The sequence below is a fragment of the Hungatella sp. genome (assembly GCF_046966825.1).
This window is the reverse complement of record NZ_JBKVCZ010000076.1, coordinates 16,690-32,560: the sequence shown is the minus strand read 5'-3', so window position 1 is coordinate 32,560 and position 15,871 is coordinate 16,690. Positions and strand designations below refer to the sequence as shown.

At 49.1% G+C, this 15,871-nt stretch carries 14 protein-coding genes and 1 pseudogene; 13 read left to right on the top strand and 2 right to left on the bottom strand.

Going from position 1 to position 15,871, the window contains the following annotated elements; genetic code table 11:
- The 11 genes from ACLTD4_RS20935 to ACLTD4_RS20885 form a co-directional block, all read left to right on the top strand.
- The coding region (locus tag ACLTD4_RS20935) for an ABC transporter substrate-binding protein (RefSeq protein WP_412331534.1) at positions 1 to 1,266 on the top strand (1,266 nt) is incomplete at its 5' end.
- Positions 1,267 to 1,320: 54 nt separating this feature from the next.
- On the top strand, positions 1,321 to 2,133 hold the full coding sequence (locus ACLTD4_RS20930) for an HAD-IIB family hydrolase (protein WP_181988666.1): 813 nt from the start codon (positions 1,321 to 1,323) through the stop codon (positions 2,131 to 2,133).
- Positions 2,134 to 2,239: 106 nt separating this feature from the next.
- Positions 2,240 to 3,004 carry a GntR family transcriptional regulator gene (locus ACLTD4_RS20925; RefSeq protein ID WP_055657608.1) on the top strand — a complete coding sequence of 255 codons (765 nt, stop codon included), beginning with the start codon at positions 2,240 to 2,242 and terminating at the stop codon, positions 3,002 to 3,004.
- 122 nt (positions 3,005 to 3,126) lie between these two features.
- Positions 3,127 to 3,963: an HAD family hydrolase gene (locus ACLTD4_RS20920; RefSeq protein WP_055657606.1), complete on the top strand. Its 837-nt coding sequence runs from the start codon at positions 3,127 to 3,129 to the stop codon at positions 3,961 to 3,963.
- Between the two features lie 109 nt (positions 3,964 to 4,072).
- Positions 4,073 to 4,783, top strand: a complete 711-nt coding sequence (deoD, locus tag ACLTD4_RS20915) for a purine-nucleoside phosphorylase (protein WP_117634364.1) — start codon at positions 4,073 to 4,075, stop codon at positions 4,781 to 4,783.
- A gap of 364 nt (positions 4,784 to 5,147) precedes the next feature.
- Positions 5,148 to 6,593: an ABC transporter substrate-binding protein gene (locus tag ACLTD4_RS20910; protein WP_055657604.1), complete on the top strand. Its 1,446-nt coding sequence runs from the start codon at positions 5,148 to 5,150 to the stop codon at positions 6,591 to 6,593.
- Positions 6,594 to 6,634: 41 nt separating this feature from the next.
- The gene (locus ACLTD4_RS20905; RefSeq protein WP_055657601.1) at positions 6,635 to 7,492 is read left to right on the top strand and encodes a carbohydrate ABC transporter permease; all 858 of its coding nucleotides are present in this window, start codon (positions 6,635 to 6,637) and stop codon (positions 7,490 to 7,492) included.
- A complete protein-coding gene (locus ACLTD4_RS20900) occupies positions 7,492 to 8,319 on the top strand; it encodes a carbohydrate ABC transporter permease (protein ID WP_055657595.1) in 828 nt (275 codons plus the stop codon). The genes ACLTD4_RS20905 and ACLTD4_RS20900 overlap by 1 nt, the downstream gene beginning before the upstream one ends.
- 7 nt (positions 8,320 to 8,326) lie before the next feature.
- Positions 8,327 to 9,097 (top strand): SPL family radical SAM protein, encoded by a 771-nt coding sequence (locus ACLTD4_RS20895; RefSeq protein WP_147335898.1) that lies wholly within the window; start codon positions 8,327 to 8,329, stop codon positions 9,095 to 9,097.
- 99 nt (positions 9,098 to 9,196) lie between these two features.
- On the top strand, positions 9,197 to 10,210 hold the full coding sequence (locus tag ACLTD4_RS20890) for a LacI family DNA-binding transcriptional regulator (protein ID WP_117634358.1): 1,014 nt from the start codon (positions 9,197 to 9,199) through the stop codon (positions 10,208 to 10,210).
- Between the two features lie 508 nt (positions 10,211 to 10,718).
- Positions 10,719 to 12,068, top strand: coding sequence for an amidohydrolase family protein (locus tag ACLTD4_RS20885; protein WP_117634356.1), 1,350 nt, complete (start codon positions 10,719 to 10,721; stop codon positions 12,066 to 12,068).
- A gap of 22 nt (positions 12,069 to 12,090) precedes the next feature.
- Here the strand turns inward: ACLTD4_RS20885 and ACLTD4_RS20880 are convergent.
- Positions 12,091 to 12,222 (bottom strand): annotated as a pseudogene (locus ACLTD4_RS20880) (nitroreductase); the annotation flags it as partial.
- A 141-nt stretch (positions 12,223 to 12,363) separates the two neighbouring features.
- Here ACLTD4_RS20880 and rfbD point away from each other — a divergent pair.
- Both rfbD and ACLTD4_RS20870 read left to right on the top strand, forming a co-directional pair.
- Entirely contained in the window at positions 12,364 to 13,221 is an 858-nt protein-coding gene (gene rfbD, locus ACLTD4_RS20875; RefSeq protein WP_117634425.1) for a dTDP-4-dehydrorhamnose reductase, read from the top strand.
- Positions 13,218 to 14,501 carry a dicarboxylate/amino acid:cation symporter gene (locus ACLTD4_RS20870; protein ID WP_117634354.1) on the top strand — a complete coding sequence of 428 codons (1,284 nt, stop codon included), beginning with the start codon at positions 13,218 to 13,220 and terminating at the stop codon, positions 14,499 to 14,501. The genes rfbD and ACLTD4_RS20870 overlap by 4 nt, the downstream gene beginning before the upstream one ends.
- Here ACLTD4_RS20870 and ACLTD4_RS20865 read toward each other — a convergent pair.
- On the bottom strand, positions 14,498 to 15,742 hold the full coding sequence (locus ACLTD4_RS20865; RefSeq protein ID WP_002601187.1) for a cation:proton antiporter: 1,245 nt from the start codon (positions 15,740 to 15,742) through the stop codon (positions 14,498 to 14,500). The two genes, ACLTD4_RS20870 and ACLTD4_RS20865, sit on opposite strands and share 4 nt — an antisense overlap.
- Positions 15,743 to 15,871 lie beyond the last annotated feature (129 nt).

The following is a 15,871-nucleotide window of genomic DNA, read 5'->3' as shown; positions in this document are numbered from 1 at the left end:
GAAGAGACGGCTGCGGTGCCTGATAATACCCAGGGAACCACACAGGCGGAGAACGTGACAGCGGCAGCCGATAACGGAGGAGAAAAGGTAAAAATCGAGTTCTGGTATGCCTGGGGAGATAAGATCGGAGAGACAAACGAGGAGCTGGCCAGACGGTTTAACGAGTCCCAGGATAAGATTGAGGTAGTGGCATCCTATCAGGGCAGCTATGACGATGTGCAGTCCAAGACACAGGCTGCTTTTGCAGCAGGGGAAGCACCTGCCATTACGATGAACGAAACGGCTTCGGTCGGTACGTTCGCCCGGTCGGGAATATCAAGGGATTTAACGGATCTTGTCGCCCGGGACGGGTATGATCTGAACAATTTTAATACAGGCCTTATGACGAATTCCTATGTGGACGGAAAGCTTTACGCACTTCCGTATATGCGCAGTACGCCTCTGATGTTCGTAAATACGGATATGCTGGAAGCCGCAGGACTCGATCCAAAGGGACCGGAAAACTGGGATGAGCTTACACATTATGCGGAAGTGATGGCGGCGCAGGGGAAAGACGCCCTGTGTTTCCCGATCGTAAATGAATGGTATTTTGAGGCATTTTTAGGACAGGCTGGCGGAACCATTTTTAACAAAGAAGAAAATGGTTTTAACTTTAACAATGAAGCCGGTGAATCCGTATTAAATTATTGGAGAGATCTGCAGAAAACAGGCGGAGTCAATATTCTCTTCGGAAGCGATTCCAGCAATATGTCGAAGGCAGAATTTGCATCTCAGAACTGCGCTATGCTTTTCGCTTCGGTAGCGGATATCAATTACTTCCTGGATGTGGCAAAGGACAACGGATTTAACTGCGCGACTGCATTTTTGCCGGGAAATAAGACGTTTGCGATTCCAACAGGAGGCGCTAATCTAATTATTACCTCCAATAAGAGTGAAGAGGAGACCAATGCGGCATGGGAATTCATGAAATGGGTGCTGGAGGATGAGCAGACGATTTATGCGTCACAGAATACCGGATACGTTCCGGTGACAAACAGTGCCGTGGAGAGTGATGCCATGAAGGCCTTCTATGCGGAAAAGCCGCAGTTTAAGGTAGCAGTGGATCAGCTGCAGTACATTCTGGCCAGACCGATTTCAAAACAGGGACCAGAAGTGCATAAGGCCATTAAAGATATGGTAACTGAGTTCCTCATGGACGAGAATGTCTCTGCCAAAGAGGTTCTGGATAAGACTGAAAAGCAGTGTCTGGAAATTTTAAATGAGTGAAAATAATATATGGCTGCCGTAAAGATATGGCAGCCAGCAGAGGCAGGAGAAATTATGGGGGTAAAATTAATTGTGTGCGACGTGGATGGCACATTGATTGATCATTCGGAAACCGTGATCCCGGAGCTGATTCAGATTGTGGATCAGTGCAGAAATGAACACATTTATTTTTCTCTCGCTTCCGGAAGAACGAAGGAATTAATCGAGGATATCCGGCTGAAGCTGCATGTCACGGAACCGTATATTGCAGCAAACGGGGCGTGCGTGTTTGTAGATGACACCTGTGTACTGATGAAAGGCTTCTGCGCAGAACCGATCAGGGACATCATAAATGACGCAGATCAGGCGGGGCTTACGGTAACCTGTTCCGATGCATACCAGGAGCGCGCCCTGAGTGTTACCGATTATGTTACGGAACATCGGAAAATGGGAAACCGGTTTAAGCAGCTGCTGGATTTTCATGCAGTGGACTGGAAAGAACAAAAATTTGTTAAAATCATGTTTATGGATGAACACAGGACAGGAAAAATAGAAAGGATCAGATTGGCTTTAAAGCCATATTCCTCCCAATACTGGATCACGACGTACTCCGATGTAGCGGTTGAGCTGGGACCGATACAGTGTAATAAAGCGACGGGAGTCCGGGAACTGGCGGGACTTATGGGGATTGGTATGGAAGAGGTGATGGCCTGCGGGGACTTCACGAATGATCTGGAAATGATCCGGGAAGCGGGAATCGGAGTTGCTGTGGCCAATGCCAATGAAATCCTGAAAAGCTCGGCGGACTATGTCGCCACCTCCGCCTGTGCCTGTGGGGTGATTGAGGCGGTGAAAAAGTTCTGTCTGGCAGGTAATGGAGTTCCATAATCTGGGAAATTATGATATACTGAAAAGTGCTTGAAAACTGCTTTCTGCCGTCCGGGAGCACTTGGCGAAGCGTTTAACTAAAATGATCAGAAGAGGAATGAAACAAATGGGGAACAGCAATGGTATCATGAATGAATCACCGATTCCACTCTACTACCAGATCTATGTTGATTTGAAAAACAAGCTGTTGATTAACAAGCTTGTAGATGAAAACGGAAAACTTCCGGCGGAAAAGGAACTGGCAGAATCGTATAAAGTGAGCCGGGTTACCATGCGGCAGGCCATTGCGGAGCTGGAAAAGGACGGTCTGATCGTCCGCTACAGAGGCCGCGGATCTTTCTTAAAATCGCAGCCGAACCCGATTCTTCATAAGCTGGGACTGCCGGGGCAGGCGGGTAGAGTGCGGATTGATAAGAGCCCAGAGATTGTGGAGCTGAGCCATTTTGATACGACGTATGAGTACATTGGCCGTGCTTTAAACTATGAAGGAGATATCTTCTTCATTAAGCGGATTTTTCGCGTCGATGGCAATCCAATTGCAATCAACCGAATCTGGATTCCAGCGGTATTCACCCCGGAACTGGATAAAAAAGGCTTATGTGTGGAAGGTTCTCTCTCGAAGACCTTGAAGGAAGTATACCATTTAAAGATAGACCGCAGAGAAAATGTCATCGAGGCTGTAAGACCCTCGGTATCAGACATAGAGCTGCTGAAGATCACGTATGACACACTGATTCTCCAGATCACGAGCAAATCCTTTTTAAAAGACAATGTTCCGTATGAGTATTCCGTTACCTCCTGGATCGGCGATGCCATCAGGCTGGAGGTCGATGTGGAAGACATAGAGCACGGTATTACATTTCTGAAATAAGAAACCCGGCAGAAGCGTATTCTGCCGGGCTTTTTTACTAGAGAAGGGAGAAGAGGAAGGCAGTAAGGATAAAAAAATTTACAGGTGCTGCAGGCATCTGCTAAAGCAGGAGGTTTTTAACTATGGAACGAATTCCAGTACAATTGGTGGTATGCGATATCGACGACACCCTGATTCATAAAGATGACCATTTAAAGGAGGAGACAATCCAGGTAATTCAGGAACTGAAAAGGCGGGGAATCCAGTTTACCCTGGCGACGGGGAGAATGCCTTACCGCGCGGAATCCTATGCGAGAGATGCAGAACTTACAATACCGTATGTTGCGAATAATGGCAGCATTTTATATGACCGTGGGAGAATGATCTGGTGCAGGATGCTGTATGCGAAAATAATACAGGAGATCACGCAGCGATACATGGAAATGTATCCTCAGTTTACGGTCATATTCAGTTTTACAGACCGGGAATGCCCTCTGGTAAGAACGGAGTGGATCAGGAAGCGTCTCGGTAAATATAAGGGATATGATGAGACACTGGGCAATACGCCGGAGGTCTGGAATCAGGCGGTGCACAAAATCTATGTTCTGGACGATGCGAGGTCCGGAATCATCGGAGCATTTGCCAGGGAGCTGGAACGCTGTGCAAATGAGATCAGCTTTTTTCAGTATGGAGAGTTTTCCATAGAGATAGTGGCCGGCGGCTGTTCCAAGGCATCTGGCCTTACAAGGCTTTTAGAGTATCTTTCCCTGCCGTCTGACTGTGTCATGGCGGTGGGAGATCACACGAACGACATTGAAGTGATTAAAAAGGCCGGGATTGGTGTGGCTGTGGCAAACGCCGATCCCCAGCTGAAAGAGGTGGCGGATTATATTACTATAGGAGAACGGGATCAGGGGGTGTGGGAGGCGGTTGAAAAGTTTGTGTTTGGAGAGAGGAGAGAAATCGGTATCCCCCACTGACATGAAGTTTAACAGCGCATCTATAAGATGTAGCCGCACTCTGAGAAATGATCGAGCGTGGAATGAAACAATGGTCCTATTACGTAATGAAAAACAGGAGGTAGAAACAATGTCAACACCACATAATCAGGCCTGCAAAGGCGATATTGCTAAAAATGTATTAATGCCCGGAGATCCATTGAGAGCGAAGTTTATCGCAGAGAATTTCCTGGAGAATCCCCGCCTTGTGAACGAAGTGCGTGCCGCATATGCGTATACGGGAATGTACAGGGGAAAAGAAGTGAGCGTGATGGCGAGCGGTATGGGGATGCCCTCCATGGGAATTTACTCATACGAGTTGTTTAGTATTTATGATGTGAATAATATTATACGGATCGGTTCTTCCGGCGCCTACGTAACGGACTTAAATCTGTATGATGTAGTATTGGCGGAGAGTGTTTGGAGCGAATCAAGCTTTGCCAGAACTCAGAATGGCTCTTCTAATGACATTTTATATCCAAGCAGAGAATTAAATGACCGGATTCTGGAGACGGCTAAGAAATTGGGTTATCTGCTTACTCCCACACGCGTTCACTCCAGTGATGTATTCTACTGTGAAGCGAACATGGACGATTACAGAGAGATTAACAGAAAACACCAGTGTACCTGTGTCGATATGGAAAGCTTTGCACTGTTCCATAACGCTAAGGTATTGAATAAAAATGCAGCCTGCCTTCTGACAATTTCCGATTCCTTCCCTACAGGGGAAAAGGCCTCCGCAAAGGAGCGCCAGGAGTCATTTACCACAATGATGAAAATTGCGCTGGAAGCCTGTGTATAAGAAAAAAGGGCGAAAAACTCGGCGTATTAATAGGAACGGAAAAACAAATGTCAATTTTATCCGAAAACAATATAAGAAGCATTTATCAATCGATCAGATAGCAGCATAATTACAACCTTTATAAAGATAATAAAAATAGAATAGAAATGCCTCTCATCCAACAAAACCAGTAATCAAAGGTTCTTGCCGGAAGGGAGGTATTTTTATTGTATTTCACCTCTCTGTAAGCGGAGCTTTAAATATAGATAAATATGAGATAAATAGTTAAAGAAAATCAAGGAAACACTGGACAACAAAAGGTGGAAGGGTGTATAATAAGGAAAATGCTAAAGCGCTTTAGCAAAATAAAAAAGGAGGTATTTTTATGAAGAGGAACGGGTTTTATTCAGCAGTGCTTGCAGCTGTCATGGCTGGGGTGATGATAGCGGGCTGTTCTTCCGGAACGGGGAAGGGAGCTGCAGAGACTCAGGCACCAGCAGGGGCACGGACACAGACAGAGACTGCGGGGGAGCAGAAGGAGGCCGCTCCGGCACAGGAGAAAGAATTGATTATGTGGCATAACCGGGGCGGCTCTAACGGAAAGTTTATTGAAGAGCAGCTGATTCCGGAGTTTAACGACACCATCGGTAAATCGGCTGGGGTGAAGGTGGTGCCGGTCTATCAGGATGAAGACATTGTGAGTAAGCTAAAAGCGCTGATCCTGGCAAACGATGTGGCGAATATGCCCGATCTTGTTACTATTTATGCCGGCGATGTGGAGTACATGAGCACGGTAAAGAATGTCGTCCCTCTGGATTCGTTCCTTGAGGCGGACTCGGATTTTAAGAAGGAGGACATGGTACAGTCTCTGTGGGATACATATAATTTCAGGGGAAAACAGTACAGTATCCCATTTACAGGTGACGCTATGATCTTCTATTATAATAAGACGGCATTTGAGAAGGCGGGACTCGATCCGGAAAATCCGCCGAAGACCATTGCAGAGATGGCGGACTGCGCAGAAAAACTGCTGATTAAAGATGGTGATACGGTGAAGCAGTATGGAATCACCCTTGGACTTCAGAATGTATACCTAAACAACTGGATCGGCGGCCAGGGTGATTATCATTTCATCGGAAACAACGAAGGCGGCAGGACAGGGCGCATGACGAAGGTGACTTTTGATGAGGATGGAACCATGCTGACACTCCTGAATGAGTGGCAGAAGGTTCTCGATACGGGGGCTGTACAGAGTGTTGATGTGGACGATCAGCCAAAGGACGAGTTTTGTTCAGGCTTAAGCGCCATGTTCTGCGGTGGAAACTGGGCTATGACCTCAATCATTGAAGCGGCCAAAGAAAATGGATTCGAGCTGGGCATTTCGGAGCTTCCCAGGGTCCTGGATACGGATAAAGGCGGAGTATGTCCGGGTGGAACATCCCTTTATATTCTGGACAGAGGTGATTCGGATGTAGTGAATACCGGATGGGAATTTATGAAGTACTGGTCCTCGGCGGAGACGCAGACAAAGCTGTGTATCGCAACCGGCTATATACCGACCAATGGAAAAACCATGGAAACAGAAGAGATGAAAGCATTTTTGAAAGACAATCCCAGCTACCGTGTGGCATTTGATTCCCTGATGAAGTCCAACCCGAAGGTTCAGGAACATCTGGCACCAACTCAGCAGGAGTTCCAGCTGATTTTCAGAGATACTTCTTTGAGATGGGCCAAGGGAGAGATCACGGCACAGGAATGTGTGGACAGCATGGCGGAGCAGTGCAACAGAGCGCTGGATGAATACAATGAGGCGAATCCGGTCGAAGAGTAAGATACTTCGCAAGAGTATATACGGGGAGAGGGGCGGAAACGTTGAAAAGAAAAAAGAAAATAACTCCATATCTGCTGATACTGCCATCCATGTTTTTTCTGGTGCTCTTTATCTATTATCCGGCAGTTAAGACGTTGTTTAAGAGTCTGTTTCTGATTAATTCCAGCAATATACCTGTTAAATTCGTGGGGCTGGGAAATTATCGGAAACTGTTCAGTGATGAAACATTTTTAAAATCCATTGTCGTAACATTCGAGTACGCACTGGTTGTCATACCGGTGACGATTCTGATGGGGTATCTCCTGGCGCTGATCTCAGCGTCCGGGAGACGCCTCTCTCCCGTTTATGAATTGATGTATGCGATGCCCATGGCAGTGTCCATGTCTGTGGCTTCTGTCATTTTTAAGCTCCTTTTAAATGGGAATCTGGGATTTATCAATCATGTGTTTCACTTAAATATCATGTGGTTTACAGATAAGAAGTATGCGCTGTGGGCAATCATTATCATCGGCATCTGGATGGGACTTGGGATGACTTATATATTCCTGCTGTCTGCGGTCCGGTCGGTATCGGAAGAATTGTTGGAAGCGGCCACTGCAGAAGGGGCCGGGATCTGGCAGAAGGTGCGCTATATTTATACCCCTATGATAAGCCCAACCCTGTTTTACCTGTTTTGTGTCAACGTGGGAAGCGCGCTGATGATGTCCGGGCCTGTGATTATCCTGACCCAGGGAGGACCGGACAGTTCCACATCTACCATTATGTACTATATGTATCAGAAAGGATTTTACGTATATAATTACGGCCTTTCGTATTCGGCGGCTGTAGTAGGTTTTATCATTGGATTTACGGTTATTCTCATATCGTTTATCTGGGAGAAGAGAGGTGTTCATTACTGATGGGGAAACGCAGGATATGGAAGAGTGTGCTATATCAGGCGGCGGCGACAGGAATAGGACTTCTGGTCATATTTCCTGTGTTGTACGCACTGGGTACATCCTTTATGAAGAGTACGGAGATTTTGAGCCTGAATCCCAGAATGCTCCCAAGGAGGATTGATTTTTCCAATTACCACGCGGTCTGGGAAAATACGATGATGCTGCGGTTTATCTGGAACTCGGTCTTTGTGACCACAATCACGTGCTGTCTGCGCGTGGTGACGGCGGCCCTGGCCGCTTATGGATATGCCTGCTTCGATTTTAAGGGAAAGAATCTGTTTTTTTATTTGACTGTGGGGACCATGCTTATTCCCGGTGAGGCGACACTTCTCACCAATTATGAGACCATATCGAAGCTTCATATGATCAATACTTACCAGGGAATTATTATTATGTTTATTGGCTCTGCGACCAGTGTTTTTATTATGAGACAGTATTTTCTGGGAGTCTCGGCCTCCATAAAGGAAGCGTCTGAGATGGATGGGTGCGGAGATATCCGCTTTTTTACCAGAATTCTGATTCCAATTTCAAAACCGATTCTGGTTACTGTATTTATCACGGCGTTTGTTGAAATATGGAATGTGTACTTATGGCCTATGCTGATTACGAACCGCAATGAGATGCGGACAGTCCAGGTAGGAATCGCACAGCTGAACAGTTCGGAGGGATCCGCCTATGGTGTTATTATGGCGGGGGCCGTAATCGTCCTCATTCCGTCGCTTCTGGTGTTTATCATCTTTCAGAAGCAGATTATCAATGGAATGGTAACCGGTTCGGTAAAAGGATAAAGAAAGATTGGAGAAAATGATGATCTACGAGACCAGGGTGGAAAAAGCAATAGAAATGACGGAGAACGGCCAGCCTTACATCAATCCTTACGATGGCTGTGTGTCCGGCTGTCCGTTCTGCTACTGGCTGGAACGGGAGGGCTGGGAAGGCAATATCGCCATCAGAATCAATATCGCAGAGATCCTGGATCAGGAGTGTGAGAGATGGCCGGAAGGAGTCCGGCTTTATATCGGAGACTACTGCGATCCGTACATGCCGGTGGAGGAGACGTACGGGCTGACGAGACAGTGCGTGGAGGTAATTAAAAAACATGGTATTCCTCTTACCATCTGTACCAGTGCGAAGTCTCTTCTGATTGGACGGGATCTGGATTTACTGAGGGGGATGGAGGAACTGTGTATCGTGACAGAACTGTGCCGTCTGGATGAAATTGAAAAGCTTAAGTCTGGAGAAGGACATGCCGGGATTGAGACGGGAAACCGGCTGAAAGAAGCGGGACTGCCAGTGATTGCGACGTTTGCACCCATCATGCCGGGGATCACGGATGTGGATCTGGTGTTGGAAGCCTTAAGACCGGACATACCGCTCTATATTGACCGTTTCTACATGAAACCGGATTCCATACAGGAGATCAGGCTGATGGAATATTTAAGGGAAAAACGCCCGGAATTAATGGAGGAATACAGACGTCTGATCCGGGAGGGAAGTGACGCAGAATACGAGGCTGTGATACGCCGCTGTCAGGGTGGCGGCCGGGTGAGGCAGCTGCCGTTCTGATTGACTGGAACCATTGCATTTTAAGGGATTTTCATATACAATCAATGATAGATACACTTTTGTTAAAATATGGAAGTACTGTAAGACTGGAGACGTTATATGAAAATCACCGCAAAAGATATTGCCAGGGAAGCCGGGGTCTCGGAGGCCACGGTTTCCATTATTTTGAATAACAAGGCCGGGCACTACCGGATTTCTGAAAAGACGCGGCAGAAAGTACTGGAGATTGCAGAGCGCTATGAATTTACCTGCAATCCGATTGCGGTATCCCTTGCAACACGGAAAACGCATACGATTGGCCTTATTCTGCCAAACCTTGTGAACCCCTTTCTGGCTAATATATCCACGGGAATTGAGAAATGCGCTCAGGAAAATGAGTACGCCCTTCTGTTGTGCAACTGCGAGGAAAATGTACAGCAGTGTGTGAAGTATCTGGATATTCTTCAGAAGAGGTATGCGGACGGGATCCTGCTTGTGCTGCCAAGGGAAAAAGAAGTGAATGCCAATCAGAAGCTGGTAGAGGCGGCACTGCGAAAATGCCGGGTGCCAGTAATTCTGATTGAGCATTACTTACAGAAAGCACCCTGTGATTTCATGGCTGTTGACAACGTTCAGGGCGGCTATCTGGCAGCCGAGTATCTTTTGAAAAAGGGGCATACCAGGATTGGCCATATTGCTGGAGAACAGTTTACCAGACAGCGTACCTGCGGTTATTTGAAAGCATTGAAGGATTATGGCATACCGATTGACCGCAGCCTGGTGATGCAGGGGGATTTCTCGATTGAATCCGGATATGAATGTGGAAAACGCCTTCTTCAGCAGGGAGTGACCGCTGTCTTCGCAGGGAATGATTACATGGCGCTCGGCGTCTGGCGGGCGGCCAGAGAGCTGGGCTTGCGTATCCCGGAGGACGTGTCTTTGGTTGGTTTCGATGACGACCCGGTGGCGGTGGTGATGGATGTCCCTCTGACCACGGTCCGTCAGCCTGGAACCACACTTGGAAAGGCCGCAAGTGAAATGCTGGTGCAGAAGATAGAGGCAGAGCGGGGCACATATCAGCAGTACTACTTTCCACCGCAGCTGATTGAGAGAAGCAGCGCGGCGGCCCGTTGAGCCGTCAGGAAGCCTGCACGGAGCTGTAGGGATTACAGAAAGGGGAGTCTGAACAGGAGTGAGTACGTGAATACTCATGATATTCAGACTCCTCTTTTCGTTTTCGTAAATGTCTTTTCTTTCGTGTCTGTGGTCTCCGTACTGTAGCTATAGCCAAACTTTGTCTCCAGTTCCGTGGTGAGCCCCAGTGTTACGCCCTTCAGCAATCTTCAAAAGCTGGTTCAGCGATTTGCCTGTATTCTCCCCCAAATCATTTTTTAATGCTTCCCAATTGGAAATATCCATGAATCAGTAGCGCTACACTATTAATCCGATGAGACGAACGTATGTACGAACAGATTTGATTGAAAATAAAAAATACTCTGGAAATTAGACTGTATTCTGTCCCCAGTTTATCCCATCTGTCCTTTTTCGCCCCCTTCTTTTTTTCTATAATGAATACAGATGATATCCGCCGGCAGCGGCGGCATGTGAATTCATTACAGAAAAAAGAAGGGGGCGTTATTTTATGATACCATGTGATATTTTAATTAAAAATGCGGCAGTTCTGATGCCCGATAGGAGCATAGCCAAAAATCAGACCATTGCCATTTCCGAAAACCGGATACTGGAGATCGCAGACACAAGACTCACCGATCAGACCGGCGGCTTTGAGGCTGATACGGTGATCGACGATCCGCATTTGTTGTGGATGCCGGGCCTCACAGACGGCCATCTTCATACCAGCCAGCAGTTCTTAAGGGGAAGTCTGCTGGATGAGAAGCCGGTGATCTGGAAACGGATCAATGTACCGTTCGAGGCCTCTCTGACGGAGGAAACCATGGCGCTGTCCGCCAGGCTTGCCGGCGCAGAGATGATAAAGAGCGGGACCACATCCTTTGTGGATGCCGGCGGGCCTCATATCGAAGCCGCGGCCGAAGAGTATTTGAAAATGGGGATGCGGGGAGCCCTGACCTGGCAGACAACCGACGGCGCGAAGGTGCCTGACGGTCTGCGCATCGACACCAGGGAGGCGCTGCCGCGTCTGGAGAAATTTCACAGGGAATACCACGGGAAAGGCGGCCTGCTTCAGGTGTATTATTCCGTAACCTCTTTGATGGCCTGCACGGAAGACCTGTTCCGCACCATATTTCTCGCAGCCAGGGAGCAGAATGTGGCGGCAGAATGCCATATGAACGAGTATGCCAGCGAAGTGCTTGATTTCATTGAACGTTACGGAGAACGGCCTTTCAGCTACTTAGACCGGATCGGCGCGCTGTCGGACCGTTTTGTAGCAGCCCACTGCATCATGCTGTCCGAATCCGAGATTCAGACGGTGCAGGAACGGGGGATTAAGGTGGTGCACTGTCCATTTAGCAACTGCGGCAAGGGCATTCCCCAGACGCCGCGCCTCCTTGCAGCCGGGATTCCCGTGGCCTTCGGCTCCGACGGCGCGGGTCACGGCGGACTGGATTTATTCCGTGAGATGCGGGCGTTCCGGTGCATCATGAACGTGGCCTACGGAATTACCACCGGAAATCCTGAGATTATGCCGGCTGGAACCCTTCTTTCCATGGCCATGGAGGGCGGAGCACAGGCTCTGATGAACAGCAGTCTGGGAGCCATCCGCCGCGGGAACTTCGCCGATATGATCGCCGTCAACTTAGACCAGCCCCATCTGACGCCGACCGGAAGTCTCGTCAATACCGTGATCGAGAGCGCTTCGGGAGCCGACGTAAAGCATTCCATCATCAACGGGAAACTGGTCATGAAAGACCGGAAGCTTCTGACCATTGACGAGGAAAAGGTTTTGGCGGAGGCCAATGAGGCAATGAAAGATCATAAGCTGTTTACAAAAGCGGAGGCCTATGCGGGTTAAGCAGTGGGAAAGCTGAAACGTCTCAAAGGATAATCTCATCAAGACTTCTTTTCGGCACATAATGGACCTGGTCTGCGTCCCGGTAATAGCGCACGTCTCCGTCCGCCCCAACCGGCACCACCACGACCGTCTCCTTTGGCTTTCCAAGCGCCAGACCGGGCAGCGACAGCTGGAAGCGAAGGCTGAAATGTTACAACAATTTCAAAAATTTCCCTTTCCCACCTTGGCAGCCCCCTGCGATCTATGGTACAATACCTTGTCACGATTTCAGAATGGAGGATACCAAATGAATCATATGCAAAAGGTTTGGATTTGCGGAGCAAACGGCAGAGTCGGCCGCAAAATGACGGAACTTTTGGAAAATACGCCGGTGGAGCTGCTGCTTACGGACATCGACGCTGTCGATATTACCGATTCAAAAGCAGTCAGGGATTATGCAGGCATGAACCGGCCGCATTTCATTGTAAACTGCGCGGGGCTTACGGATGTGGCCGCGTGCGAGGAGAATAAAGAGGAAGCGTTTAAGGTCAACGCCCTGGGAGCCAGAAATTTAAGTGTGGCGGCCCGGATGGGAAAAGCCAGGATGATACAGCTCTCTACGGATGACGTGTTTGACGGAAGCGGACAGACGCCGTATACGGAGTTTGATACGCCAAATCCACAGACCATTTACGGAAAATCGAAGCTTGCCGGGGAGAATTTCGTGAAGGAATTCTGCAACCGCCATATTATCGTCAGGAGTTCCTGGATATTTGGAGAGGGCAGCAGCTATTTTTCGAAGATCATGAGGCTGGCGGGAGAGGGGAAGACGATTTATGCTGCAGCCGATCAGACCGCTGTGCCGACCGGAGCCTCGGAGCTGGCGGAAAAGATCATTGAACTGATGGAGTCTGCGCCGGATGGGTTATACCATGTGACCGGCCAGGGAAGCTGCAGCCGGTATGAATTTGCACAGGAGATCGTGCGCCTCTCCGGATCACAGGCAGAGGTAGTGCCGGTAGCGGCTGTGGATGACAGGCTTACCGCCATGCGCCCGTCGTACTCCGTTTTGGACAACATGATGCTGCGCATGTCCGGAATCTCCCTGCTTCCGGAATGGAAAATCATGCTGGAACGTTTTATAGCAGACAGGAAGGATTATACCAGTATATGAAAAACAGAAAAAAGACAGGATTGACAACAAAGATATTTATTGGGCTGCTGGCAGGCGCCGCGACCGGAATCCTGCTTCATTACGCCGTACCGGAGAGCGTGATACGGGATGAGTTCCTGATCGGAGGCATATTCTATGTCATCGGTAACGGATTTTTGCGGCTGATGCAGATGCTCGTGGTTCCGCTGGTGTTCTGCTCGCTGGTCTGCGGAAGCATGGCCATGGGAGATACGAAGAAGCTGGGAACCATCGGCGTCAAGACGCTGTTCTTCTATCTTTTTACGACGGCTCTCGCCATTACGGCCGCCATACTGGTGGCCAATGTGATAAATCCGGGCGTGGGGCTGGATATGTCCTCCATCGAGCGAAGCAAGGTAGCCATCGCAGGCAAGGTGAGTCTGCCGGATACGCTGCTGAATATCATACCGACCAACCCGCTGGGGGCGCTGGCAAGCGGAGATATGCTGCCAATCATTTTATTTGCACTGATTGTGGGGATAATTCTTGCAAAATTGGGCGAGAGTGTGGAAACTGTCGGCAATTTCTTCAGCCAGTTTAACGATGTGATGATGGAAATGACGACCATGGTCATGAAATTAGCACCTTACGGCGTGTTCTGCCTGATTGCGAAGACATTTTCGGGAATTGGATTCGATGCGTTTCTGCCGCTTCTCAAGTATATGGCAGGCGTGCTGCTGGCGCTGGCGGTTCAGTGCCTGGTGGTCTACATGGTGATGCTGAAAGGCTTTACGGGACTGAGTCCGTTTCTGTTTATCAGGAAGTTTCTGCCGGTTATGGGCTTCGCCTTTTCCACGGCGACCTCCAATGCCACAATCCCGCTGTCCATTGACACGCTCCATCAAAAAATGGGGGTCTCCAAGAGGATTTCTTCTTTTACCATTCCTCTTGGAGCCACCATTAATATGGACGGAACGGCCATCATGCAGGGCGTTGCCGTGGTATTTGCCGCGCAGGCGTTTGGGATCAGCCTGTCTGCAGCCGATTATATGACGGTCATTCTGACGGCTACCCTGGCCTCCATCGGAACGGCGGGCGTGCCGGGCGTAGGGCTGATCACCCTTTCCATGGTGTTCACATCCGTGGGACTTCCGGTGGAAGCCATCGCGCTCATCATGGGAATTGACCGTATCCTGGACATGTGCCGGACCGCCGTCAACGTCACAGGTGATGCCGTGTGCACGACGATCGTGGCCTGTCAGGAAAAAGCAGTGAAAAAGGAAGTATTCTTAAATCCGGAAGCCGGTAAGCTGGCGAATTAACGGTATTTGGAGACTTCCTCGTAGTTTTCGGCCAGTCGCGCTTCGTTGAACGGCTGTGTCGGCCCGAGACGGAATACCGGTTTTAACAGGATCGGCGTGATGATGGTGGTAATGACGACCACGATGACCACCGGACCCAAGAAGTTGGAGCCGAGGAGACCTAACTGCTGGCCCTTGCTGGCGACAATCAGGGCGACCTCGCCACGGGAGATCATGCCGACACCGATTCGGATGCTCTGGTAATTCTTATAGCCGCACAGCTTCGCGCCCAGGCCGCATCCGATGACCTTTGTAAAGATTGCCACAAGCGTCAGGAATACGGCAAACAGGATGATCTGTGTCGTCATGGCGGGCAGTTCCACCTTAAGTCCGATGCTTGCAAAGAATACGGGCGACAGGAGTAAATACGACAGTGTATCAAACTTGGACGTCAGATACTGGGACTTCTGTGTATTGGAAATAATAACGCCCGCGATGTAAGCGCCCGTGATATCGGCTACGCCGAAGAATTTTTCCGCGGCGAAGGAGAGAAGCAGGCAGAGGGCAAAGGCGGCGATGGTATGACGCTGCAGTCCGTGCTCGGCGTTGTTGCTCCATCTGGCAAAGAGACGGTAGACGATGACGCCGCCCACTCCCGACAACAGGAAGAAAGCCGCGATCTTTAACAGGACCGTAACCAGATTCACATTGGAGTCTGCCATGCTGGTGATGATCGTCAGAGCGATGATGCCCAGCACGTCGTCGATGATGGCCGCGCCCAGGATGGCGTTGCCGGAGTGGGTCTTCAGTTTTCCCAGCTCCTTTAATGTCTCGACGGTAATGCTCACGGAGGTTGCCGTTAAGATGACTCCGATGAACATATTCTGAAGAAATGCGGTTCCCGATGCGTCGGAGGCGATGACTGACGGCCTGTTAAAGTAGGCTGCCACCGCGTATCCGCCGGCCAGCGGAACGATTACGCCGATCAGGGCGATGATAAACGCTGATTTTCCACTTTTTTTCAGCTCCCTTGTATCCGTTTCCAGACCGGCACAGAACATCAGGACGATGACGCCGATTTCGGCCAGCTTGTCCAAAAATTCAGTTTCGTGCAGCATATCCAGCACGGCCGGGCCGAGAATGACGCCGGCCAGCAGTGCGCCGACCACCTGCGGCATGTGAAATTTCCTGGTTACGAGACCGAGTACTTTTGTGCTTAATAAAATAATTGCGAGATTCAGTAAAAATTGATAGCTTTCCATGATGTCCCCCTGTGTAAAAGTAGTGAATAATTATGTATAATTCCGGGATTATCTTACGCCTCTTTTCGGAGGATGTCAAATGAAACAGCGGAGAAAATTACACGATTGTAATTTTCTCCGCTGTTTTGC